This window comes from Roseomonas sp. F4 (genome assembly GCF_053891155.1).
On sequence record NZ_JBSSHK010000003.1, the window covers coordinates 776569 to 798605 of the forward strand.

Here is a 22037-nt window from a genome sequence, read left to right on the forward strand (position 1 = left end):
CCCATGCCGACCATCATCTCCTGCGCCGTCACCGGCAATATCACCACCCGGGCGAACCATCCCGAACTGCCCTGCACGCCGCAGGAAATCGCGACCGCCTGCATCGATGCGGCGCGCGCCGGAGCGGCGATCGTGCATATCCATGTGCGCTATCCGGATGGCCGACCCTCGATGGAGCTCAGCCATTACCGCGAGGTGGTGGAGCGCATCCGCGACAGCGGCACCGATGTGCTGATCAACCTGACCACCGGCCCCGGCCAGCGCTTCGTGCCGAGCGCGGAGGATCCGAAGGTGGCGGCGCCAGGCACCACGCTGATGCATCCCGAACGCCGCGTGGAGCATGTGGTGGCGCTGAAGCCCGACATCTGCAGCCTCGACTTCAATACCATGTATTCGGGCACCTCGGTGGTGATCAATACACCGCAGAACCTGCGCATCATGGCGAAGCTGATCCGCGAGGCAGGCACGAAGCCGGAGCTGGAGTGCTTCGACAGCGGCGACCTCCAGCTGGCCAAGGACCTTCTGGCCGATGGCACGCTGCCGCCCGACCCCTTCGTCCAGCTCTGCCTCGGCATTAAATACGGCGCCGCGGCCAACGCCGCGACCATGTCCTACCTTGCCTCCCAACTCCCGCCAGGCGCGCGCTGGAGCGCCTTCGGCGTCGGCCGGTGGGAATACCCGATGCTGGCACAGGCTTGGCTGCTGGGCGGCCATGTCCGCGTCGGCCTGGAGGACAACGTATTCATCCGCAAGGGCGTATTGGCACCGAGCAATGCAGCCTTGGTGGAGAAGGCCGCGAGCGTGCTCGATGCACTGGGCGGCGCGGTCGCCAGTGTCCAGCAAGCGCGGGAGATACTCGGCCTCACCAGACGATAGTTGAAGAAGCGGCCACTGAAGCCGCGACAAATGGGAAGGAACAACACCATGACCATCACACGTCGTCGGCTCGGCCAGATTGGCGCGGGCCTGCCCCTCGCCACGCTGGCCGCGGAGCGCGCCTTCGCCCAGGCTTACCCTTCGCGTCCGATCACCTGGGTCGTGGCCTATGGCCCGGGGACAGGCACGGATCTTCTGGCACGACAAATCGGCGAACGCGTCAGCAGCATCCTCGGCCAGCGCATCATCGTGGATAACCGCCCAGGCGCGAGCGGGATGATCGGCACGGAGTTGGTCGCCCGCAGCCGTCCCGATGGCTACACCATGCTGTTCGGCAACAACCAGACGATGGCGGTGAATATCAGCCTCTACCGCGATATCCGCTACGATCCACGGCGGGACTTCACGCCGATCGCGCGGCTCGTCAGCCAGGATTCGGTGCTGGTCGTGAATGCACGCGTGCCGGCACGCTCGGTCGAGGAGCTGGTGCAATACGGTCGCGCCAATCCGAACCGGCTGAACTTCGGCTCGCCAGGCGCCGGCGCCAGCGCGCATCTCGCCGGGGAGACCTTCAAGGCGGCGGCGCGCTTCAGCATGACGCATGTGCCCTACAACAACAGCCAGCTCTTCGCGGACCTGCTGTCCGGCGTGGTGTCACTGAGCTTCTACCCCTATCTCACGCTGAAGCCGCATATCGAATCAGGTGCCCTGGTCGCCCTGGCCACCACGGGCAAGACGCGTTCTCCATGGCTGCCTCAACTGCCGACGATGGTCGAGCTTGGCTATCCCGATATCGTCTTTACATCGTGGTTCGGCCTGTATGGTCCCGCTGGCCTGCCCGCCGAAAGCACGAGCACGCTGGCCGAGGCGACGCGTCGCGCGCTGGCGGACCCCGAGCTGCAGAGCGCCATGTCGGATAGCGCGACGCGCATCGAATATGGCGGGCCGCAGGACCTGGCCGCGTTCACCGCTTCGGAGATCGAACGCTACAAGCCGATCATTGCGCGGGCCGGCGGTGCCGTTGGCTAGCTGCCTGCGCAGGGGCGCGAGCCCGGACACAGAAATCGAGGAAACGGACATGCCCAGTTACATCGGCCGTCGCGCCCTTCTCGGCAGCCTGCCCTTCGCGGCGCTGCCGGCTCAGGCGCAGGATGCCTTCCCTTCGCGCCCGCTCACCATCGTCAACGCCTATGCGGCCGGTGGACAGACCGACATCGCGACGCGATTGACGGCCGATCGGCTCGGCGACGCCATCGGTCAGCGCGTGGTGGTGGAGAACCGCGTTGGCGGCGCGACCTCCATCGCCTCCACCCTCGTCGCGCAGGCCCGGCCTGACGGCTACACGCTTCTGGCGGGCACCAGTTCGCTTGCGATCAATCCGACGCTGCAGCCGCGGCTGACTCCCCGCGACCCTCAGACGGAGCTGGCGCCGGTCGGCATGGTGTACCGCGGCGCCTTCGTGTTCCATGTCTTCCCCGGCGTGCCCGCGAGGACGCTGCCGGAGTTCATCGCCTATGCGAAGGCCAACCCGGGTAAGCTCAACTATGGCGGCGTCGTCGGCACCGTCGTTCATCTCGCGATGCAGATGCTGTGCCAGCGGGCCGGGATCGAGATGACGGCGGTGCCTAATCGGGGCGGGGTGGAGGGGCTGCTCGACCTGCAGGCGGGCCGCATCCACTGCAACTTCCAGTCACCGGTGGAGGCCATGCCCTCCCTGGAGGAAGGCAAGACGCGGGCGCTGGCCATTTCGTCCCGGGAACGCCTGGCCAATCTGCCGGACGTTCCAACCGTCGCGGAGACGCTTCCAGGCTTCGAGGCGGTGCTGTGGATGGCGCTGTTTGCCCCGGCTGGGACGCCTGCGTCGGTGGTCGAGAAGATCGCCGCCGCGCTCAACAGCGTGACCAGCGATCAGCAATACCAGTCGCGCATGGCGCGCATCGGCCTGACGGCGGAAAGTGGCGGACCATCCGATGTGCGTTCGCTGCTTGCGGCGGATACCGTCAACTGGCGCAAGGTCATCACGGAAGCCGGCCTTCAGAACTGACAGATGCTGCCGCCTCGATTGACGGCAGCTGGTCGCGTGCGATGCAGCCGGGTCCTGGCTCGGCTTCCCGAATAGGCCGCGAGCCCGGCCGGCTACGCCGGGGATAGCAGTGGAAGGATGGCTTTCCACACCTCCACCTCATCACGCATCAGCTCCGCGAAGGCCTGGGGCGTGCCGTAGCGTGGCGTCACCCCCATGCCGGTGAAGCGCCCGATAACATCGGGCTGCTGGAGAATGACGTGGAACTCGCTATTGAGCCGCTCGATGATGGCTTGGGGCAGTGCTCGCGGCCCGATGATCCCGTTCCAGCTCGTATGCACATAGCCGAGGCCGAAGGCGACGGCGGGGCGTACCTGCGGCAGGATCGATGACTGCTGACGCCCGGTTGTGGCCAGGGCGCGCAGCAAGCCGGATTGGATCAATGGCAAGGTCGGGCCGATCACGTCGATGCCGGCATCCACCGTTCCATTCGCGATCGCGGCGAGCAATTCGGGCGTGGTGCGGAAGGCAACCGGCTCGACCGGCAGAGGCCCCTGGACGCGCAGCTTGTCGACGCGCAGCGTTCCGATGGCGCCGACCGTGATATGGTCCGGCTGCACGCGGGCGGCGGCGATCACCTCGTCCAGGGTCTGGAAGCGCGAATTCCGCCCGACCATCACGACGTGGTCGAAGTAGCCGCATTGCGTCACGAAGGCGAAGTCCGACAGCGGACGATAGGGCAGGTTAGGCACCAGGAACGGCGAGACCGCCAGCGTTTCCGCCGACAGCATGATCGTGTGTCCGTCCGGCGCTGCCTGTGCCGTGGCCTCCGCGGCGATCACCGCATTGGCGCCCGGCCTGTTGTCCACCACAACCGGCTGGCGCAGCGCCTCGGCCAGCTTCGGCGCCATCAGCCGGGCCATGGTGTCGGCCACGCCGCCGGCGGCGAAGCCGACGATGATTCGGATGGGGCGGTTGGGCCAGGCGCTCTCCCGCACCTGCGCGGCGACGCGGACCGTGGGCGCCAGCGCAAGCGCGGCGGTCAGGCCGCCCAGTTGACGTCTGTTCATGCTGTTATCCTCCCTGTGGTGCGTGTCTGCTCAGGCGGCGTCGGGTTCGAGGCCCAGCATCGCAGCGGCATTGGTTGCGACCAGCTTGCGGATGTCGGCCTTGGACACCTGCTGGTCGAGCAGCAGCCGCACCATGCCCCGGAAGCCGTCGATCGGCATCGGCGCGCCCTGCTGGCCGAGGTCGGAGCCGAGGATCGTGCGGTCGACCCCCGCCACCTCGATCATGTGCAGCATGTCCGCCGGCGTGAACCGCGTCTTGCCGCCGACCCACATGCAGATGGAGTGCTCGATATACGCGCCCATCGCGACCATCTCGCGGATCTGATCGTCGCTGGCGCCGACGAGATAGCCGGGATGATTGACCAGCATGCGGGTCACGCCGCGGCGCCTGGCCTCCTCGAACACCTTGATCATCTCGGCGGCGTCGAGATGGCCACCGGCCAGAATCGCGTCCCCCTCGGCGATGAGGTCCAATACCTGCTTCGTTGCATCGCTCACCGGGCCATTGGCGTCGGTGGCGCGCAGCGGGATGGCGTCGAGCATCTTGCGCGCGGTCTTCGGGAAGGTCTTGCCCTGGCCTGAGAGCTGCCCGATGTGGTTTGCTGCGGAGAGCGTCGGCATCCAGACGATCTTCGCGCCCATCGCCATCGCATGGTCGACGGCATGGGGGTTGATGCCGCCCGAAGCGTTGTTGAGCGCGATGCCGGAGAACAGCTTCACGCCCAGATCGGGGAACAACTTCTCGAGGATCACGGCGTGGGCGACGCCAAGATAGAAGTGATCCTTGTAGACCAACGCCCGGAACCCGGCCGCGGCATAGTCCAGCAGCGCCTGGTGATGGTCGAGGATGCGCGGCATGGCGGCCGGTCCGCTATGGCAGTGAAGGTCGACAGCGCCGACCAGCAGTGCCGTGACCTCGGCATCCCTATCAAGGGTTGGCGTATGCATCCTGGTTTCCCCCGTGGCCGACTTGGTGCGGCGATGGGGGAGGCTAACGCGGCGTGCTTGGGCGGGATGGACCGATGTGGGCTATTTCACCTGATGAAACATCGGTGGCGGCTAGCTGGCCGCGTAGGGCGGTGAGCCGGCGCTCCGTTGCGCGCACCGCGGCGCGCAATTCCGGCAGGATGTCGTCGCGCAACATCGCCTCGGTAACCGCCGATCGATAGAAGCCGATCCCCATGGTCGCCACGACGCGATCCTTCTCCCGCACGGGTAGCGCGACGGTGTTGGAATTGCGCGGCTCCGCCTGAGGGTCGCGTTCGGCGAATCCCTGGCGGCGCACCGTCGCGATCGCCGCGCGCGCTGTCGCCATCAGGTCGGGCGGATTGTCTTCCCCCGTTGGTCGCGTGGCCAGCATACGAAGCAGAAGTTCCCGCTCGTCATCCGGACAGAATGCTAAATAGGCACGGCCGAGCCCGCGTCCCACCAGGCTAAGCCGCAGCCCGACTGTCGAATGGATGGGCGCCATGGGGCTGTCGGGGATCGTGCTGAAGCAGATCACCATGGCGTCCTGCTGCAGCACCGCGATCGCTGCGGGCCATTTCAGCCGCTGTGTCAGACGGATCGCGAAGGGGCGTGCCGCTTCGACGACCAGCGGACCGCCGTGATAGCCCGCACTGAGCTTGGTGACCCGTGAGGTGACCTGATAGCCCTCCAACCTCCGGCCGCTGGTGACGTAGCCGGCGGCCACCAGCGTTTCCAGCAATCGGACCAGCGTCGACTTGGGCAGGCCCGTGGCCCGGTGCAGCTCGGCGATGCTGACGGTGCGGTGGCGGTTGAGCTCCTCGAGTACGGTGAGGGCGCGCAATACCGACTGCACGGCTTTGTAGGATGGCATGGCAGCATGCTCATGCCGTTCCTGGCATTCCGCAACATGCCGGCCCGACGGGGCATCCCGCTGCTGACTTGGTCGGTGGGTCCGCGGAACCGGTCCGGCCTCCCGGCCCGGCAGTTACGCCTTCTTCGGATCTTTCGCCCCGGGGACGCCCTTCCCCAAGTTGCCATTGCTGGACGTGGGGACGCCTTCGCCCGGCTGATGCGCGTTGCCGATGCGGCCGACATGCGCGGCCTTCTCCGGCTCCTTGGCGATGTTGTCGGTGTTGGCTGCGGGATCGCCACCAGAATTTGCCATCTTGTTTACCTCCTCCGTGTTGTAGGTGCATGGCGATATTTGCCTCGCCACAATGCTGAACGGACAGATCGCGACGTAGTTCGTCGCTGAACCGTGCCGGACCGCTGCTATTGCCGTGATTCGGCACCGGGTCTGTTGCGCAGGTCATCGGCCGGAACCCCTGCGCGGGAACCGAAGCCTTTGCGCCGGTGAAGGCGGGGTCGATGACGACGGACAAGGTGCTCGCGGGGCTGCTACTGGCCGTGCTAGCTAACCGTTACATCAGGGATCATTGCCATGTTCACACGTCGCTGGACGCTGGTCGCAGCCGGGTTGCTGGCACCCATGACGGTACGTTCGCAGCCGGTGCCGACGCCGATCTACGCCGCCGGCGCGGTGAAGCACGCGGTCGAGGAACTCCAGGCGATGTTGCGCAGCGCCGGCCGCCCGGTACCGGATGCCAGCTTCGACACGGTTGGCGCGCTGCGCGACCGCATCCTGCAGGGTGAGCGCCCGGCACTGACTCTCCTAAGTGCCGCGGCCATCGAGACGCTGGTGCAGCGCGGCCTGGTGCGGGCCGATGGCGTCAGCTCGGTTGGCCGGACCGGCGTGGCGCTGGCCGCACCTGCCGGTCGGCCGGCGCCCGATATCAGCACCGTGGACGCACTTCGCGCGGCGCTACTCGCGACGGACAGCCTCGCTGTCGCCGACCCGGCCCGCGGCGCCACCGCGGGTCAGCACTTCATGGCCGTGCTCAATCAGCTCGGCATCGCAGAGGCCATGCGCCCGAAACTGCGGCTGGTGCCGTTTGGCGTGGTCGGGGTGGAAATGGCAAGCCGCGGTGAGATTGCGCTGGCGGTGAGCCAGGCCACCGAAGTGATCGACCGGCCGGGTGTGCAACTGGTCGGCCTGCTGCCGGACGCCCTGCAATTGTGGACGGAATACCGGGCGGCGATCGTGCAGGACGGCGACGAGGCACGGCAGTTGCTGGCGCTGTTCCAGGGCGAAGCGGCCAAGGCGGCATTCGAGCGGATCGGGTTTCGTCGCCTGAACTAGCCCCGGGCCGGGGGGCTGTTCGCGCCGACGGGTCGCGCGATGCCGCGGCAGCGACAACGGCAGCGCCACCGGGACCGCTGCCGCGGGCGCCTTTCGCCACTTCGGCTCAGGCGGCACGCACGCCGCTGGCGAAGCTGCCGACTTCCGCGGTCAGCTGGTCCGCCTGCCGGGCCAGATCCCCAGCCGCCGTCAACACCTTACCGGCGGCCTCGCCGGTCTCGCCGGCGGCCCGGCTGACGCCGGTGATGTTCAGTGTCACGACCGCCGTCGCTTCCGCCGTGTGCTGCACCGTGCGGGCGATCTCGCCTGTGGCTGCGCTCTGCTCCTCGACAGCGGCGGCAATGTCGACGGTGATGCCGCTGATCTCGCCGATGGTGCCGACAATGCCGCTGATGGCGCGCACTGCTTCCTGGGTCGCCGCCTGAATGGCCGCAATCTGGGCGCCGATCTCACCGGTGGCCCTGCTGGTCTGTTCGGCCAGGCTCTTCACCTCGCCGGCGACCACGGCGAAGCCCTTGCCGGCATCGCCAGCTCGCGCCGCCTCGATCGTCGCGTTCAGCGCCAGCAGGTTGGTCTGTCCGGCGATCGAGGTAATCAGCCCGACGACCTGGCCGATCTTGCTGGCGGACTCCGCCAGCGCGCGGACCGTGGCGTCGGTGCGCTGTGCATCCTCGACGGCGCGGCGGCTTACACCGCTCGCCTGTGCGACCTGCCGGCTGATTTCGCCAATCGAGGCGGTCAGCTGCTCGGCGGCCACGGCCACGGTCTGCACGCCGCTGCTGGCGGTGCTCGCCGCATTGGCGACCGACCCGGCCTGCGTGCTGGTCTCACCGGCGCTATGGCCCATCGTCCGGGCCGTGTCCTCGAGCTCTGCCGAGGCAGTACCCAGGATACGCGCCATCTCCGCGGCGCGGGCTTCGAAGTCACGCACCAGGCGCTCCAGCAGTGCGGCGCGCTGTTCCTTGACGGCGCGATCCGCGGCCTGCTCAGAGGCCATGCGATCGCCTGCCAGCATACTGTCGCGGAACACGGCCACCGCCGCGGCCATGCCGCCGATCTCGTCGCCGCGCTCGGTCCCGGGAATGGTGACGGCCATGTCACGCTCGGCGAGGCGGCGCATCGCCGTGGTCATCCGGGTGATCGGGATGGAGATGCCGCGCACCAGGGCGACGCCGCACAAGGCGCAGAACAGACCCATCGCGCCGATGGCGATCAGGATCCAGCGATGCGCCGAAGCGCCAAGGTCGCGACCGCGATCGGCCGTGCGCTTGCCTTCCTGGGCGTTGAATTCAATGTTGGTGTTGAGCGGCGTGCGCAAAGCGGTGACCGCCGCACGCACCGTGGTGTCGCTGAGCCGCTGCGCCAGAGCTATGTCGCCCGCCGCCATTGCCTGGTCGAAGGTCGCCTCCGCCTTCAGCAACTCGGCCCAGCCTGCGGTGATCGCCATGGCCAGCTGCCGCTCTTCCGCGCTGGTCACCAGGGGAAGATACTCGGCGAGACCGGCTTCGAGCCGCTGCTTCGCCATCCGCGTACCGTCGAGGTAGGCCTGACGGCGTTCAGGTGTCACCGCCGCGACGCGGGCCGCGTAGTTGCCCCTGATCCGTTCAAGCTCGGTCGAGATATTGCCGAGCAGCGTGATCGATGGCATCGAATTGTCGCGCAGGTCCGCCGCCACGGCTTCAACGGCAGCAAGCCGGTCGACCGCGAAAGCGCCCAGGCCAAGCACGCCGACGACAACCAGCGCGAATGCGCCGATAACCTTGCTACGCAGGCTGACGTGGTTCAAGGTTCGGAGCATGTCTGTGGGTCTCGGATGGGGGCTTCTCGGTCTATCAGCCGGCCCATTAACATCCTGCTAGCGAGGCGCGGGGTGCTGGGTGCGCGAATCCGCACGGGACCGCTCTCGCCCCAGGCCGGCCGGGTCCATAATCCCAACCGATTGGTGGGGGCCGGCGTAAAGCGGTGGGAGTTGTGCGGCCGGCTCTCAGCCGTCGGTCGAAGGTTTTCGTGGGACGTTCTCGGGGCGAACGAGTTGCATCAGCCTGCCGAGGGCGGTGCCGACGGAGTCCCGGGCACCGGGGAGCATCTGTCATGTACTTCGATCTGCGCCTCTGGCGCCTGACGGCGGGATTGCGGCTCGCCATGGCCCGGGGCGTGCTGCTCGGCCTGCTGGCGCTGGCCGCCGGCATTGCCCGCTTCGCCTTCCTCGGTATTGCCTTGGCGCGGGTCTTCGCGGGGGCGGATGCGGCCGCCATTGCCTGGCCGCTTGGCGGGGCGGTGATTGCCGTGCTGATCCGCGCGGCGCTCGACCAGATGCGCGCGGTTCAGGCAAACCGGGCGGCGGCGGCGGTGCAGGGCCGGCTGCGCGCCATGCTGTTCGACCGCATCGCCGCGCTCGGCCTGGCGTGGTTCGCCGGCGAGCGTACCGGCGGCGTGATGCTCTCCATGGTCGATGGCGTCGAGCAGTTGCAGACCTTCTTCGGCCAGTACATGCCCCAACTCGCCATCGCCGCCTGCGCGCCGGTCGCGATCTTCCTCTTCATGGCCTGGTGGGACGTGCCCGTGGCGCTGGTGCTGCTGGCCGCGGCGCTGCTCACGCTGGTGCTGCCCGTGCTGGTGCATCGCGCCGACCGGCGCGCCGCGCTGGCCCGCCAGGTTTCCTTCAAGGCCTTCGGCAGCGAATTCCTCGACGCGGTGCAGGGCCTGCCCACACTCCAGGCCTTCGGCCAGAGCCGCTCCTATGGCGAGAAGCTCGCCGCCAAGGCGCGCGCGCTGTACCAGAGTACCTTCTGGGTGCTGGCCCTCGGCGTGCTGACCCGCGGCATCACCGACACCGGCATGGCGCTGGGGGCGGCGATCGCGCTGATCCTCGGCGCGCATCGTGTCAGCGCGGGGGAGATGAGCCTCGAAGCGCTGCTGGTCGTGTTGATGGCCGGCACCGAGATCTTCCGCCCGTTGCGCGACCTGCGTTCCGTGCTGCACCAGGGCATGGTCGGCCAGTCGGCAGCCATCGGCATCAATGCCCTGCTTGATGCGCAGCCGACCGTGGCGCCGGGCGGGACGGAACTGCGCCTCGGTGGCGACGGTCCCCGGCCCTCCATCACCTTTGAAGGCGTGCGCTTCGCCTATCCGGGCGGGCGCGCCGCGGCGCATGATGGGCTGGATTTCGCCATCGCGGCCGGGGAACGGGTGGGCATCGTCGGGCCGAGCGGCGCCGGCAAATCCTCGATTCTGCGGCTGCTGCTGCGTCAGCACGACCCACAGGCCGGGCGCATCACCATCGGCGGGCAGGACGTCGCGGGGCTGGATCCCGCGAGCATCGCCGCCCAGGTGGCGATCGTCGCGCAGGACGCCACGCTGTTCCACGGCACGGTGGCCGAGAACCTCCGCCTCGGCCGGCCCGACGCCAGCAAGGCGGAGATGGAGGCCGCCTGCCGCGCCGCCAATGCGCATGACTTCATCGCGGCGCTGCCCGGCGGCTATGAGGCGGTGATCGGCGAGCGCGGTGCGCGCCTGTCCGGTGGCCAGCGCCAGCGCCTGGCCATCGCCCGTGCGCTGCTGCGCGACGCGCCCATCCTGATCCTCGACGAGGCGCTTTCCGCCGTGGATGCCGAGAACGAGGCGGTCATTCAGCAGGCGCTCGACCGGCTGATGCAGGGTCGCACCACGCTGATCCTGGCGCATCGCCTGTCGAGCGTCATCGGCGCCGACCGCATCCTGGTGCTCGACCACGGGCGTGTGGTGGAAAGCGGCTCCCACGCCGCGCTGATCCGCCAGGACGGCATCTATCGCCGCCTGATGGGCGGGCAGGCCGCCGAGCGTGGCACCGCCGTGATCCCGGATCGCCTGGACCAGGCGGCCGGCCCTGCGGCGCCAGCCGAGGCCGGCGGCCCGCCGCCCATCGAGATCGGGGCCGAGGCCGCCGCCATCGGCTGGCGGGAGACGCTGGCGAGCCTGCTGCACCACATCCTGCCCTGGCGCGGCAAGATGGCCATGGTGGTGCTGCTCGGCATCGGCCGCGTCACGGCCTTCATTGGCGTAGGCGTGCTGGGCGCGCTGCTGATCGCCGCGCTGCGCGACAACGCACCAACCATCTGGCTGGCCATTGCGCTGCTGATCGTGGCTCCCGTGGCGGGGCTGCTGCACTGGCTGGAATCCTGGCTCGCGCACGATATGGCGTATCGACTGCTGGCCGAGATGCGCATCGACCTTTTCGCGCGGCTGGACCGGCTGGGCCCGGCCTATCTGATGCGCCGGCGTTCGGGCGATCTCGTTACCCTCGCGACCATCGATGTCGAGACAGTGGAGTATTTCTACGCGCACACCGTTGGCCCGGCCGTGGTGGCGCTGCTGCTGCCGCTGTCGGTGCTCGGGGTGCTTGCCGTGATGGCTTGGCCGCTGGCCGTCGCGCTGCTGCCTTTCCTGCTGTTCGCGGCCCTTTCGCCGATGCGCGGTCGGGCGCGCATCGACCGGCTGGGGACGGCCGGGCGGGCCGCGCTGGGCGCGATTGGCGCGCATGTGACGGAGACGATCCAAGGGCTGGGCGACCTGCTCGCCTTCCGCGCGGTGCCCGCGCGGCGGGAGGGGTTCCTGGAACGAATCGCCATCTATCAGCGCCATCGCCTCGCGCTGCTGGACGACCAGGCGCGGGCCGCCGCCGGGCTGGAAGTCGCCACCGGGCTGGGCGGCATTGCCGTCGCCGCGGTGGGGGCGTTGCTGGTGGCACAGGGGACGCTGCCGGCCGGGCTGTTGCCGGTGGCCATACTGCTCGCCATCGCCGCCTTCCTGCCGGTGTCGGAGATTGCGCAGGTGGGGCGCCAACTCGCCGACACCATCGCCTCCACCCCCGTCTTCGGGTGGTGGAACGTGAAGTGCCGCAGGTCGCCGATGGCCGGTTGATCCCGGCGCGCCCGGCGGGTGGGTCCGCCGTCGCCTTCGAGGAAGTGGGCCTCACCTATCCCGGTCGGAACCGGCCGGCGCTCGCAGGATTGGACCTGTCCATCCCGGCGGGACGCACCATAGCGCTGGTCGGTCCGTCCGGCGCTGGCAAGTCCACGGTCGCGAGCCTGCTGCTGCGTTTCTGGGACCCCGATGCAGGCCGCATCACGCTGGACGGGGTGGATCTGCGCGGGTTGTCGCTGGACGGGCTGCGCCAGCACATCGCGCTGGTGGCGCAGGACACCTACCTGTTCAACGACACGCTGGAGGCGAATATCCGCCTCGCTCGGCCCGAGGCGACGGCGGCCGAGCTGCAATTGGCATTGCAGCGGGCCGCGCTGTCGGACTTCGTCGCCAGCCTGCCGGAGGGGCTCGCCACGCCGGTCGGCGAGCGCGGCGTCCAGCTTTCAGGCGGGCAGCGCCAACGCATCGCCATCGCGCGGGCCTTTCTCAAGGACGCGCCGGTGCTGGTGCTGGACGAGGCGACCTCGCATCTCGACACGATCAGCGAGGCACAGGTCCGCACCGCGCTGGAGGCGCTGATGCAGGACCGCACCGTGCTGGTCATCGCCCACCGCCTGTCCACCATCCGCAACGCGGACAGCATCATCGTGATGCAGCAGGGGCGGGTGGTGGAAAGTGGTTCGCATGCCGTGCTGGCGACGAAAGGCGGCGCCTATGCACGGCTGATCGCCTGGCAGACGGCCGAAGCGGCGGAATGACCAACCGGAGACCGCCCGCGCTGCTATGGCATCAGGCAGCGCGCCACCGCGGGCAGGAAATGCGCGATGGCGGGCGTCTCCAGACCCTTGACCTTGGCCTTCTCATCGTAGCGCCGCAGCCGAACCGCCTCGGCGCTGTGCGGCAAGGCCTCGAAAGCCTTGACCTCCTCGGCCGACATCGGGCCGCCCTGTAGCGCGAGGCTCGTCACACTGTCGGGCGAGAGCTTGGCGAAGTAGTCCGGCTCCACGGCGCAGAGATAGCGCTTGGCGGCCACATGCAGCCGCACGGGCGTGGTCACCTCCGGGCCGAAATGGTTGACCAGCCAGGCATGGCCCAGCTCCTCATGCCGGTCGTCAATGCCGGCATCGGCCGGGTTCTCGCCGAGGTCGTGCACCATATGGCCGATATCGTGCAGCAGGGCCGCCACGACCAGCGCATCGCCGCAACCTTCGCGTTCCGCGAGTGTCGCCGCCTGCAGCGCATGCTGCTGCTGGTTGATCAGCGTCAGGCCGTAGCGGCCATTCGCCTTCTGCTCCAGCAGCTGGCGGATCTCGGCGATGATGTCAGCGGCTTCAGTCATGGTGGGGATTCCTTGCAGGCAGTGCTTGGCCCGGCAGCGTCGGGCGTCGTCATCATCCTGTCATTTGATTTATGCATGTCGCAGTATCTAGATATAGATCGATCCTATGGATCAGCGCCAGCCATTTCCACCGCCAGGCCATCGGCAAGGTCGCCACGAAACGGGAGTTCCGCCCATGTCCCTTGCTCGCCGCGACCTGATGGCCGCTGCCGCCGCCGGCACCCTGGCCTCCGCCCTGCCGATGCCCGCCATGGCCAACCCGCGTGAATTGCGCGTCGGTGTGCAGACCCACACCCGCACCCTCGATTTCCAGGCTGAGACCGGCAACAACACGGCCCAGTTCCTCGACTGCCTCTGCGACACGCTGGTCGAGATCGACACGCGCAGCGTCACGCCGCGCTACCTGCCCGGGCTCGCCACCGAATGGCGCCAGCTCTCCCCCACGGTCACGGAGTTCCGCCTGCGCGAAGGTGTGCGGATGCATGACGGCACGCTGATGGATGCCGATGACGTCGTGTTCTCGCTCCAGCGCGTGTTCGCACCGACCGATGCGCGCTATCGCGGCAATAACGGCCGTTATTTCTCCAACTTCGCCCGCATCGAGAAGCAGGATGCGATGACGGTGCGCATCGTGACGCACCGGCCCGATCCGTTGGTCGAGGCGCTGCTGTCCTGCCGCAATGCGGGCATCGCGTCCAAGGAGCAGGCCGAGGCCATCGGCCTCGACCGTGCCGCGCAGGCCCCGGCCGGCAGCGGGCCCTATCGCGTCGGCAGCTTTCGCCCCAATGCCGAATTGACGGTGGAGCGTTTCCCCGATCATTGGGGCCCCGCCGCGCCGCTGGACCGCGTGCGTTTCACCCGCGTGGCGGAAATGGCGCCGCGCGTGACCGCGCTGCTCAATGGCGATGTCGATTTCATCGTCTCCATCCCGCCCGACCAGCAGGCGCCGATCCGAGGGCGGCGCGGACTGCGCCTGGTCGAGACAACCTGGCCGATGTTCTTCCTCTATGTGCTGAACATGAACCGGCCGGAGATCGCCGATCCGCGCATCCGTCGCGCCATGAACCTCGCCATCGACCGCGATGCGCTGGCCGCCGCGCTGTGGGGCGGCAAGGCGCATGCGCCGCGCGGCCACTACTTCCGCGGCTTCGCCGACCATGACTACCTGAACGATCTGAACCTGCTTCCCTACGACCCCAGCGAGGCACGGCGCCTGATGCGCGCTGCGGGCTATAATGGCGCGGAGATCGTGCTGTCGTTCCAATCCGCCTACTACACCTATGGCGATCAGGGGGCGCAGGCGGTGCTCGACATGTGGAAGGATGTCGGCTTCCGTGCGCGGCTGCAGGTGATCGAGGGTTTCGGCCAGGACAGCAGCCAGTTCTTCACGCGCGACTGGTCGAACCCGCTTTACTACCCGGACATGCTCGGCGCCTTTGACACGCATTGGGCGCAGGCGTCCTGGGTGACGCGCGACAAATGGTTCGCCCCGGAGAAATTCCCCGCCTACCAGCCGCTGTATGACGCGGTGCGCTTCGGCACCGACCCGCAGGCGCGGCGTGACGCCTATCGCCGCCTGGTGATCCTGACAGAGACGGAGATGGTGCCCTGGGTGCTGCTGTATCAGCCGGCCGAGGCCTATGCGATGCGCGCCAATATCGCCTGGGAGATCCCGCATAATGTGCGGCCCTACCAGCTTCCCTTCCGCGCTGGCCTGGTGAGCGTCAGCTGATCGGCTTCCTCGCGGGACGGCTCGCGCGGGCCGGCGTCACGCTGCTGCTCGTGCTGGTGGTGACCTTCGCCGGCGCGCGCATCTCGGGCAATCCCTTCGACTACCTCTACGACGATGGCCTGACCGCCGAGCAGCGCGCCGAGCTCTCCGCCGAGTTCGGGCTCGACCGTCCGCTGCCGGCGCAATTCGCCGCCTATGTCGGGGCGCTGGCATCGGGGAACTTTGGCGTCAGCATCGCGCAGCGCCGCCCGGTGATCGATCTGTATGCGGAGGCGCTGCCCTCGACACTCGGCCTGGCCGTCTCGGCCTTCGCGCTGACGCTCGCACTCGGGCTGCCGCTGGGCGTGCTGGCGGCGGTGCGGCGCGGGCGTATCTGGGGTGGCATCGCGATGGGCGTCGCCTTTCTCGGCTATGCCGTGCCGCATTTCGTCCTGGCGATCATCCTTGTGCTGGTCTTCGGCCTGGCGCTGTCCTGGCTGCCATCGGTCGGCGGCGACACGCCCTGGCACTACGTGCTGCCCACGGTCACGCTGGCCGCCGGGCTGGTCGCCGCCGTGGTGCGCTTCCTGCGCGGCGAGATGCTGGAGGTGATGGGCCAGGATCATGTGCGCACCGCGCGTGCCACCGGCCTTTCCGGCTCGCGCGTGCTTTGGGGCCATGTGGCGCGCAACGCCGCGCTGCCCGTGCTGACCATCATGGGCCTGCAACTCAACGGGCTGATCAATGGCAGCCTGATCATCGAGACGGTCTTCGCTTTGCCCGGCATCGGCCAGACCTTCGTCGGTGCCGTTCAGCTGCGTGACTATCCGGTGCTGCAATTCGGCGTCATGGCCTATGCGTTGGTCGTGGTGGTCATCAATCTCGGCGTCGATGCGCTCTATGCCGTGGCGGATCCGCGCATCCGCCGCGGCGGCGCAACTCGGATGGCGGAGGCATGAGCGCCGCCGCCACCTTGCGCCGCGTCGCGCCGCGAATCCCCTGGCCGATCGCGCTTGCATTGGCCACGGCGGCCAGCTTGCTGATCGCCGCCCTGGCGGCGCCCTGGATCGCGCCTTTCGACCCGGACCGCACGCAGTTGCTGCACCGGCTGCGCCCACCGCTGGGCTTCGAGGGCGCGCATCCCGCCCACTGGTTTGGCACCGACCAGCTTGGCCGGGACCTTGCATCGCGCGCGCTGCACGGCCTGCGCACCTCGCTCGGCATCGCGCTGATCGGCTCGGTGATGGGCTGCCTGATCGGCACCGGCATCGGCCTGCTCGCCGGCTATCTGCGCGGGCGGGTCGAGACGGCGCTGATGGTGATCGTCGATGCGCAGATCGCGCTGCCCTATCTGCTGCTGGTACTGCTGGGCCTCGCGGTGTTCGGAACCTCGACCTGGGTGTTGATCGCCTTGGTCAGCCTGGCAGGGTGGGAGAATTACGCGCGGCTGGCACGCGGCCAGGTGCTGTCGCTGCGCGAGCGGCCTTTTGTGGAGGCGTCGCTGGCGCTGGGCGCGGGGCCGGGCTGGGTTTTGCGCCAGCACATCATGCCGCATCTGGCGGCACCGCTCGCGGTGCAGTTCACGCTGGGATTGCCGGCGGTGCTGCTGCTGGAATCCTCGCTGTCCTTCCTCGGTATCGGCGTGCAGCCCCCCACGGCGACGCTCGGGCGCATGATCGGGGAGGGGCGGCACCAGATGCTGACGGCGCCCTGGGTGGTCGTGGTGCCGACCCTGGTGATCCTGGCCCTGACGCTCTGCGTGCAGGCCATCGGCGACTGGCTGCGGGACCGCGCGGATCCGCGGGCATGAGGCCGGGCGCATGACTCCGCCACTGCTCTCGGTGCGCGGCCTGGCCGTGACCTTCGACACGCCCTTTGGGCCTGTGCGCGGATTGGATGGCGCGGATTTCGACGTTGCCCCCGGCGAGATTCTGGCCCTGGTGGGCGAGAGCGGCAGCGGCAAATCCGTCGCCTCCCTCGCCCTCATGGGCGTGCTCGGCCCAGGTGGCGACGGCGCGCGCGCGCGGGTGGAGGGCAGCGCGATCTGGGACGGGAAGGGCGATCTCCTCCGCGCCGCCGCGCGCCCCGGCCTTGCCATGGTGTTCCAGGAGCCGATGACGGCGCTCAACCCCGTGCTGCGCATCGGTCGCCAGATCGGGGAGGCGGTGGCGCTGCATGATGGCGTGTCGGGCGGTGCGGTGGCCGATCGGGTGATCACGCTGCTGGCCGAGATGGGCCTGCCCGATCCGGCGCGGGTGGCGCGCGCCTATCCGCACGAACTATCGGGCGGCATGCGCCAGCGCGCACTGATCTCGCTGGCCATGGCCTGCCGGCCGCGCCTGCTGATCGCCGATGAGCCGACCACGGCGCTGGATGCGACGGTGCAGGCGCGCGTGCTGGCGCTGCTGGCCGGGCTGCGGCGCAGCCATGGGCTCGCCATGCTGCTGGTGACGCATGATTTCGGCGTGGTCGCGCAGGTCGCGGACCGGGTCGCGGTGATGTATGGCGGGCGGGTGATCGAGACCGGCCCCGTCGCGGCGCTGCTGTCTCGTCCAGCACATCCCTATACGCGCGCTTTGCTGGCCGCCGTGCCGCGCCTTGACCTCACGCGGGGCGAGGCGCTGCCGGCCGAGGAGATGCCCGGCACGCCACCCGATCCGCGCCATCCACCGCAGGGCTGTCGTTTCCACCCGCGCTGCCTTCTGGCGAGCCCGGGACTCTGCGACGTTGGCGCGCCACCGCCGATGCGCGCCCTGTCGCCCGACCGTGGCGCCGCCTGCCACCTGATGGCCGCATGACGCCGCTGCTGGAAGCGGTTGGGCTGACACGACGCTTCGGCGCCGGGCTGCTGCGTCGCCAGGTCGGCGTCACGGCGGTGGCCGATGTCAGCCTGCGCCTGATGCCCGGGGAGTCGGTGGGCATCGTCGGGGAATCGGGCAGCGGCAAATCCACGCTGGGCCGGCTGCTGCTCGGCCTTATCCCGCCTTCCTCCGGGGTGGTGCGCTATCGTGGCCAGCCGCTTGGCGCGGCGCTGGCCAGGGACCGGCGCGGCGTGCGGCGCGCGCTTCAAATCGTGCAGCAGGACCCCACCGCCTCGCTCGATCCCCGCTGGGATGTGGCACGGCTGGTGCGGGAAGGGCTCGACATTCATGGTCTCGGCACCCCGGCCGAGCGTGCCGCGCTGGTGGCGGGGCTGCTGGCGGATGTCGGGCTCGATGCCGGCTTCGCGGCGCGCCGGCCGCATGAGCTGTCGGGCGGGCAGAAGCAGCGCGTGGCGATCGCGCGGGCCCTGGCGCTGGCGCCCGACTTCCTGTTTGCCGATGAGCCGGTTTCGGCGCTGGATGTCTCGGTGCGGGCGCAGGTGCTGGGACTGTTGAACCGCCTGCGCGCGGCGCGCGGCATCGGGCTGCTGATGGTCTCGCACGATATCGCCGCCGTCGCCGCCTGCTGCGACCGCATCCTGGTCATGCAGGCCGGTCGGATTGTCGAGGATGCGCCCCGGGCGACCCTGCTGCGGGGCCCGCGGCACCCCCATACGCGCGACCTGCTGGCCGCGGTGCCGCCACCGCCCCTGGCGCTGGCGGCGGCGGTTTGAGGCCGTCCCGAGTCAGCCGAAGAAATACGGGTTGGACCAGGCGCGCCGTCCCTGCGCGTCGGCCACCACGATGCGGGCGAAGCCACGCTCCCGCAGCTTGCCGAGCGGCAGGCTCACGCGCGTCTGCAAGGGCGCGACGGATTGCGCGGCGCGCGAGCCATGGCCGAGCACCATCACGCTGGAGGCGGGCGAGCACTGCACCTCCACGCTGTCCGCGCCCCAGGCGATGCCCTCGATCCGCGGGCCCTGCGTGGCATAGAAGTGGCCGGCCTTCAGCGCGGCCAGCAGCGCCTCAGGCTCATTCTCCGTGGCCTTCACCATGACCCAGCCGCCAAACCAGTCGGGGCAGTGGAAATGCGCGTCATCGACGGCGATCAGGCTGATGCGCCGCCCCTCGGCCAGCAACTGGTCCGCCAGGTGGCTGCCATCGCCGCGATCGGTGCGCAGCTGCGTGGTGTGGTTGTAGATCTCCACCGCATGCGCGCCGGGGAGCGTGTTGGCATCGGCCGCCGACAGCGCATACCAGCCTGGATGCGCGATGCCGACGAAGGCTCCGGCGGCAAGGCAGCGCGCGGCGAGCTCCGCGCCCGTCTCGCTGGGCGCAGTCGGCGCGAAATCCAGCGGCAGGCCCACCGCGAGAATGTGCCAGATCTCGCCGAGCGAGGTGGCGGGCGCATGCACCTCCGCGCCCAGCAGGGTGGTGAAGCCGGGCGTGCGGAAGGGCCGCGTGTCGACGATCGGGAAACCGAACTTCGCCAGGAAATGATCGGTCAGCGCCATGAAGTCGTAGCCGCCCGCGCGATAGGTGGCGCAGACCTCCGCCGGGCTGAGGCGGGCGTCGGAGACGTTGGAATGGGTGTGGATATTGCCCTTGAGGAAGTGGCCGGGCGCGGCGAAGGTGGGGTCGGTCTGCATCATGGTCTCCGCGTCGGGGCAGGGCGGTGTCGCCGTGCTCCATAGAATTTTTCTATAATTGATCGAAGTATGATGTATTTATCTAAGACAATGGGTGACAGCTTGATGATGGCGACATGGTCGATGCGTGACGATGGCTGAGGCGCCCGGGAACGATGCCCTGCACAACGACGCGCCGGCCGAGCGGCGGGAAGGGCGGATCAGCCTGGCCGCGCTGCGCTGCTTCGTCGCGGTGGTGGACGGCGGCGGCCTTTCCCGCGCGGCCGAACATCTTGGCCTGAGCCAGCCCACGATCTCGGTCACTCTGGCAGGGCTGGAACGCGCCTGCGGCACGCTGCTGCTGCATCGCCGGCCGCGCCTTCTGCTCACCGATGCCGGGCGTGACATGCTGGTGCGGGCGCGGCTGGTATTGAGCCGCATGCAGGAGCTGGAGAGCTCCATCAGCGCCTTTCGCGGGCTCAGCCGCGGCAGCCTGGCGATCGGCTTCTCGACCCCCTTCTTCGCCATGCCGATGATCGCGGCCTTCTTGCGCGATCACCCGGGCATCGGGCTCCGCACCCGCCTGGGCAACACCGCCGGGTTGCTGGAGGCGGTAGCCGGCTGCGAAATCGAGGTCGCGGTGATCACGCTGGTCGATCCGGTGGAGGGGATGGCCTGCACGAAGCTGGCGGATCAGCGGCTGGTGGCCTGCATGCCCCGGGGCGCCGCGCCGACGAGCATCTCGCTGGAACGGGTCGCGGCGGGGCCGCTGGTGCTGCGCGAGCCGGGCTCGATGACACGGCTGATGCTGGAGCGCGCGCTGGCGTCACGAAACCTGTCGCCGCAGGTCCGGCTCGAAGTCGGCAGCCGTGAGGCGGCGCGGGAGGCGATCGCCGCCGGAATCGGCATCGGCGTCGTGCTGGACGGGGAGCTGGGGGAGGATACCCGCCTGGTCGCCGTGCCGATCGAGGCGCCGTCCATCAGCGGCGGCGTCTATGCCGTGGCCTTGCCGGAATCCCTGGAGCTGCCCGCTGTCGAGGCCTTCATCGAAGCGGGGCGATGCGCGACCAAGCCGTACGAAGGCGCGTCACGGCTCCGTCCTGACGCCTGAGCCATGGCGCCCATCCGGCAGGCACACGGCTTCGCCAAGGGCCGGCACCAGCCCGAGCCAGTCCCGCGCGGGCAGCCCTGCCAGCCTGCCTCGCAGCGCCGCCACCGGCCCGCCATGCGTCACGGCCAGCACGCCCCCCGCGGGCAGGGCCTCGAACCAGGCCAGCACGCGCTGCGCCAGCTCCGCCGTGGTCTCGCCACCGCCGGGCCGAAAGCTGTCGGGCGCGTCGATCATGCCCATCATGGCATCGCCCTCCTCCGCGTGAATCGCGTCCCAGCGCCGGCCTTCCCATGCGCCGAAATCGCGCTCCCGCAAGGCGGGCACGATCTCCAGCGGCAGGCCGAGGCGGCGGCTCAGCATCCCGCCGAGGCAGCGAGCCCGTCGCAAGGGCGAGGACTGGAGGCGCGTGACCCCTGCCACGGGCAGCGTATCGGCCAGCGCGCGGGCCGCAGCTAGGCCCTCGGCGGAAAGCCCCACATCGCTGGCGCCATAGCAGCGCCCGCGCCAATGCGCGGCCACCGCCGTATGGCGCAGCAGCGTCACCATGCGGCCAGCGCCAAGGTGGTGCCGACCAGCCCGGCATAGGCGGCCGCGCCCATCGCATCGCCATTGCTGCCGCCCAGCCGGCGCAGCAGCAGTGCGCGGTACCAGGCCAGGAAGCCCAGCCCGGCCCCCAGGGCCAGCGCCATCCCCGCTGGCGCGACCCAGACACCCGCCAGCAGCACCGGCGCCGCCAGCAGCAGCGCCATGGCGAAGCGCCGCCCATCCATCGCCCCCGCCACCTTTGCGCCGAGCCCGGGCAGCGCCGGCACTTGCCACATCACCGCCAGCATCAGCAGGCGGGAGGCAGCCCCTGCCACCACCAGGGCCATCATGGCCCGCCCTGGATCTTCCAGCGCCACCATTCCCGCCGCGCGCAGCGCCACCGCGAAGCCGAGGGCCAGCGCGCCGAAGGCGCCGATCTGGCTGTCCTTCATGATGCGCAGCACATCTTCCGGCGTGCGGCCGCCCCCCAGCCCGTCGCAGAGATCGGCCACCGCATCCTCATGCAGCCCGCGCGTCAGCCAGGCGTCGAAGGCCAGCGCGACCAGCACGGCGAGATACAGCGGAAACACCAGCGCCGCCGCCCAGAGCACAAGCGCCGTGATGGCGCCGAGCAGCGCGCCCGCCAGCGGGAAGAAGGCCAGCGCGCGCGGCAGGTCGCGCTCAAAACGCGCCATCTCCTCGCCGGGGGGCGAGAGGCGGCTGAGGAAGCGCAGCGCCAGCGCCGCGGGCTGGGCCCAGTCCCGCATCACCCGCCCATCACCTTATACCAACGGCCCTTTCGCGTGACCGCTCCAGGGCCCC

The 22037-nt window shown here is 69.4% G+C and carries 21 protein-coding genes; 12 read left to right on the forward strand and 9 right to left on the reverse strand.

The genetic code is table 11. The features are described from left to right. Positions 1 to 3: 3 nt before the first annotated feature. Genes ACVFYP_RS15960 through ACVFYP_RS15970 form a run of 3 tightly spaced genes read left to right on the forward strand, consistent with a single transcriptional unit; the run spans position 4 to position 2920 of the window. Entirely contained in the window at positions 4 to 876 is an 873-nt protein-coding gene (locus ACVFYP_RS15960) for a beta-keto acid cleavage family enzyme (RefSeq protein WP_499201171.1), read from the forward strand. A 48-nt stretch (positions 877 to 924) separates the two neighbouring features. Next, a complete protein-coding gene (locus tag ACVFYP_RS15965) occupies positions 925 to 1905 on the forward strand; it encodes a Bug family tripartite tricarboxylate transporter substrate binding protein (RefSeq protein WP_499201172.1) in 981 nt (326 codons plus the stop codon). Further along, a complete protein-coding gene (locus ACVFYP_RS15970; protein WP_499201173.1) occupies positions 1898 to 2920 on the forward strand; it encodes a Bug family tripartite tricarboxylate transporter substrate binding protein in 1023 nt (340 codons plus the stop codon). The genes ACVFYP_RS15965 and ACVFYP_RS15970 overlap by 8 nt, the downstream gene beginning before the upstream one ends. Positions 2921 to 3012: 92 nt before the next feature. On the opposite strand, the gene ACVFYP_RS15975 is transcribed toward ACVFYP_RS15970, so the two are convergent. The 4 genes from ACVFYP_RS15975 to ACVFYP_RS15990 all read right to left on the reverse strand — a co-directional run bounded on the left by ACVFYP_RS15975 (position 3013) and on the right by ACVFYP_RS15990 (position 6103). Then, entirely contained in the window at positions 3013 to 3969 is a 957-nt protein-coding gene (locus ACVFYP_RS15975) for a Bug family tripartite tricarboxylate transporter substrate binding protein (RefSeq protein WP_499201174.1), read from the reverse strand. A 30-nt stretch (positions 3970 to 3999) separates the two neighbouring features. Continuing rightward, positions 4000 to 4917 (reverse strand): DUF6282 family protein, encoded by a 918-nt coding sequence (locus ACVFYP_RS15980; protein WP_499201175.1) that lies wholly within the window; start codon positions 4915 to 4917, stop codon positions 4000 to 4002. A gap of 43 nt (positions 4918 to 4960) precedes the next feature. Then, complete coding sequence (locus ACVFYP_RS15985) at positions 4961 to 5809, reverse strand: DNA-binding transcriptional regulator (RefSeq protein ID WP_499201176.1); 849 nt, start codon at positions 5807 to 5809, stop codon at positions 4961 to 4963. A 114-nt stretch (positions 5810 to 5923) separates the two neighbouring features. Further along, positions 5924 to 6103: a hypothetical protein gene (locus ACVFYP_RS15990; RefSeq protein ID WP_499201177.1), complete on the reverse strand. Its 180-nt coding sequence runs from the start codon at positions 6101 to 6103 to the stop codon at positions 5924 to 5926. Positions 6104 to 6379: 276 nt separating this feature from the next. Between ACVFYP_RS15990 and ACVFYP_RS15995 the strand changes: the two genes are divergently transcribed. Continuing rightward, positions 6380 to 7138, forward strand: coding sequence for a molybdate ABC transporter substrate-binding protein (locus ACVFYP_RS15995; RefSeq protein ID WP_499201178.1), 759 nt, complete (start codon positions 6380 to 6382; stop codon positions 7136 to 7138). Positions 7139 to 7244: 106 nt separating this feature from the next. Here ACVFYP_RS15995 and ACVFYP_RS16000 read toward each other — a convergent pair whose 3' ends face one another. Continuing rightward, on the reverse strand, positions 7245 to 8924 hold the full coding sequence (locus ACVFYP_RS16000) for a methyl-accepting chemotaxis protein (RefSeq protein ID WP_499201179.1): 1680 nt from the start codon (positions 8922 to 8924) through the stop codon (positions 7245 to 7247). 305 nt (positions 8925 to 9229) lie between these two features. Here ACVFYP_RS16000 and ACVFYP_RS16005 point away from each other — a divergent pair, with 305 nt between their 5' ends. Both ACVFYP_RS16005 and ACVFYP_RS16010 read left to right on the forward strand, forming a co-directional pair. Beyond that, positions 9230 to 12037 carry an ABC transporter transmembrane domain-containing protein gene (locus ACVFYP_RS16005; protein WP_499201180.1) on the forward strand — a complete coding sequence of 936 codons (2808 nt, stop codon included), beginning with the start codon at positions 9230 to 9232 and terminating at the stop codon, positions 12035 to 12037. Further along, a complete protein-coding gene (locus ACVFYP_RS16010; protein WP_499201181.1) occupies positions 12010 to 12798 on the forward strand; it encodes an ABC transporter ATP-binding protein in 789 nt (262 codons plus the stop codon). Before ACVFYP_RS16005 ends, ACVFYP_RS16010 begins: the two co-directional genes overlap by 28 nt. A 23-nt stretch (positions 12799 to 12821) precedes the next feature. Here ACVFYP_RS16010 and ACVFYP_RS16015 read toward each other — a convergent pair whose 3' ends face one another. Further along, positions 12822 to 13379, reverse strand: coding sequence for a phosphonate degradation HD-domain oxygenase (locus ACVFYP_RS16015; RefSeq protein ID WP_499201182.1), 558 nt, complete (start codon positions 13377 to 13379; stop codon positions 12822 to 12824). A 175-nt stretch (positions 13380 to 13554) separates the two neighbouring features. On the opposite strand from ACVFYP_RS16015, the gene ACVFYP_RS16020 reads away from it, so the two are divergent. From ACVFYP_RS16020 to ACVFYP_RS16040, 5 genes are read left to right on the forward strand one after another with little or no spacing between them, the layout of a single operon-like run. Beyond that, complete coding sequence (locus tag ACVFYP_RS16020; protein WP_499201183.1) at positions 13555 to 15111, forward strand: ABC transporter substrate-binding protein; 1557 nt, start codon at positions 13555 to 13557, stop codon at positions 15109 to 15111. 50 nt (positions 15112 to 15161) lie between these two features. After that, entirely contained in the window at positions 15162 to 16049 is an 888-nt protein-coding gene (locus tag ACVFYP_RS16025) for an ABC transporter permease (RefSeq protein WP_499201184.1), read from the forward strand. Next, positions 16046 to 16900: an ABC transporter permease gene (locus tag ACVFYP_RS16030; protein ID WP_499201185.1), complete on the forward strand. Its 855-nt coding sequence runs from the start codon at positions 16046 to 16048 to the stop codon at positions 16898 to 16900. The genes ACVFYP_RS16025 and ACVFYP_RS16030 overlap by 4 nt, the downstream gene beginning before the upstream one ends. Before the next feature lie 10 nt (positions 16901 to 16910). Beyond that, a complete protein-coding gene (locus tag ACVFYP_RS16035; RefSeq protein WP_499201186.1) occupies positions 16911 to 17888 on the forward strand; it encodes an ABC transporter ATP-binding protein in 978 nt (325 codons plus the stop codon). After that, positions 17885 to 18685, forward strand: a complete 801-nt coding sequence (locus ACVFYP_RS16040; RefSeq protein WP_499201187.1) for an ATP-binding cassette domain-containing protein — start codon at positions 17885 to 17887, stop codon at positions 18683 to 18685. Before ACVFYP_RS16035 ends, ACVFYP_RS16040 begins: the two co-directional genes overlap by 4 nt. A gap of 12 nt (positions 18686 to 18697) precedes the next feature. Here the strand turns inward: ACVFYP_RS16040 and ACVFYP_RS16045 are convergent, their stop codons facing one another. Next, entirely contained in the window at positions 18698 to 19600 is a 903-nt protein-coding gene (locus ACVFYP_RS16045; RefSeq protein ID WP_499201188.1) for a CehA/McbA family metallohydrolase, read from the reverse strand. A 133-nt stretch (positions 19601 to 19733) separates the two neighbouring features. Between ACVFYP_RS16045 and ACVFYP_RS16050 the strand changes: the two genes are divergently transcribed. After that, positions 19734 to 20690, forward strand: coding sequence for a LysR substrate-binding domain-containing protein (locus ACVFYP_RS16050; protein WP_499201189.1), 957 nt, complete (start codon positions 19734 to 19736; stop codon positions 20688 to 20690). On the opposite strand, the gene ACVFYP_RS16055 is transcribed toward ACVFYP_RS16050, so the two are convergent. Continuing rightward, a complete protein-coding gene (locus ACVFYP_RS16055; protein WP_499201190.1) occupies positions 20667 to 21236 on the reverse strand; it encodes a histidine phosphatase family protein in 570 nt (189 codons plus the stop codon). The two genes, ACVFYP_RS16050 and ACVFYP_RS16055, sit on opposite strands and share 24 nt — an antisense overlap. Then, positions 21230 to 21982, reverse strand: a complete 753-nt coding sequence (locus ACVFYP_RS16060) for an adenosylcobinamide-GDP ribazoletransferase (protein ID WP_499201191.1) — start codon at positions 21980 to 21982, stop codon at positions 21230 to 21232. Before ACVFYP_RS16060 ends, ACVFYP_RS16055 begins: the two co-directional genes overlap by 7 nt. Between the last annotated feature and the right edge of the window lie 55 nt (positions 21983 to 22037).

Bases quoted from the DNA above. Each gene is read 5' to 3' on its own strand.
- ACVFYP_RS15960 (WP_499201171.1), top strand. From the start codon at position 4: ATGCCGACCATCATCTCCTGCGCCGTCACCGGCAATATCACCACCCGG.
- ACVFYP_RS15965 (WP_499201172.1), top strand. From the start codon at position 925: ATGACCATCACACGTCGTCGGCTCGGCCAGATTGGCGCGGGCCTGCCC.
- ACVFYP_RS15975 (WP_499201174.1), bottom strand. From the start codon at position 3,969: ATGAACAGACGTCAACTGGGCGGCCTGACCGCCGCGCTTGCGCTGGCG.
- ACVFYP_RS15980 (WP_499201175.1), bottom strand. From the start codon at position 4,917: ATGCATACGCCAACCCTTGATAGGGATGCCGAGGTCACGGCACTGCTG.
- ACVFYP_RS15985 (WP_499201176.1), bottom strand. From the start codon at position 5,809: ATGCCATCCTACAAAGCCGTGCAGTCGGTATTGCGCGCCCTCACCGTA.
- ACVFYP_RS15990 (WP_499201177.1), bottom strand. From the start codon at position 6,103: ATGGCAAATTCTGGTGGCGATCCCGCAGCCAACACCGACAACATCGCC.
- ACVFYP_RS15995 (WP_499201178.1), top strand. From the start codon at position 6,380: ATGTTCACACGTCGCTGGACGCTGGTCGCAGCCGGGTTGCTGGCACCC.
- ACVFYP_RS16005 (WP_499201180.1), top strand. From the start codon at position 9,230: ATGTACTTCGATCTGCGCCTCTGGCGCCTGACGGCGGGATTGCGGCTC.
- ACVFYP_RS16015 (WP_499201182.1), bottom strand. From the start codon at position 13,379: ATGACTGAAGCCGCTGACATCATCGCCGAGATCCGCCAGCTGCTGGAG.
- ACVFYP_RS16020 (WP_499201183.1), top strand. From the start codon at position 13,555: ATGTCCCTTGCTCGCCGCGACCTGATGGCCGCTGCCGCCGCCGGCACC.
- ACVFYP_RS16030 (WP_499201185.1), top strand. From the start codon at position 16,046: ATGAGCGCCGCCGCCACCTTGCGCCGCGTCGCGCCGCGAATCCCCTGG.
- ACVFYP_RS16035 (WP_499201186.1), top strand. From the start codon at position 16,911: ATGACTCCGCCACTGCTCTCGGTGCGCGGCCTGGCCGTGACCTTCGAC.
- ACVFYP_RS16040 (WP_499201187.1), top strand. From the start codon at position 17,885: ATGACGCCGCTGCTGGAAGCGGTTGGGCTGACACGACGCTTCGGCGCC.
- ACVFYP_RS16045 (WP_499201188.1), bottom strand. From the start codon at position 19,600: ATGCAGACCGACCCCACCTTCGCCGCGCCCGGCCACTTCCTCAAGGGC.
- ACVFYP_RS16050 (WP_499201189.1), top strand. From the start codon at position 19,734: ATGGCTGAGGCGCCCGGGAACGATGCCCTGCACAACGACGCGCCGGCC.
- ACVFYP_RS16055 (WP_499201190.1), bottom strand. From the start codon at position 21,236: ATGGTGACGCTGCTGCGCCATACGGCGGTGGCCGCGCATTGGCGCGGG.
- ACVFYP_RS16060 (WP_499201191.1), bottom strand. From the start codon at position 21,982: ATGCGGGACTGGGCCCAGCCCGCGGCGCTGGCGCTGCGCTTCCTCAGC.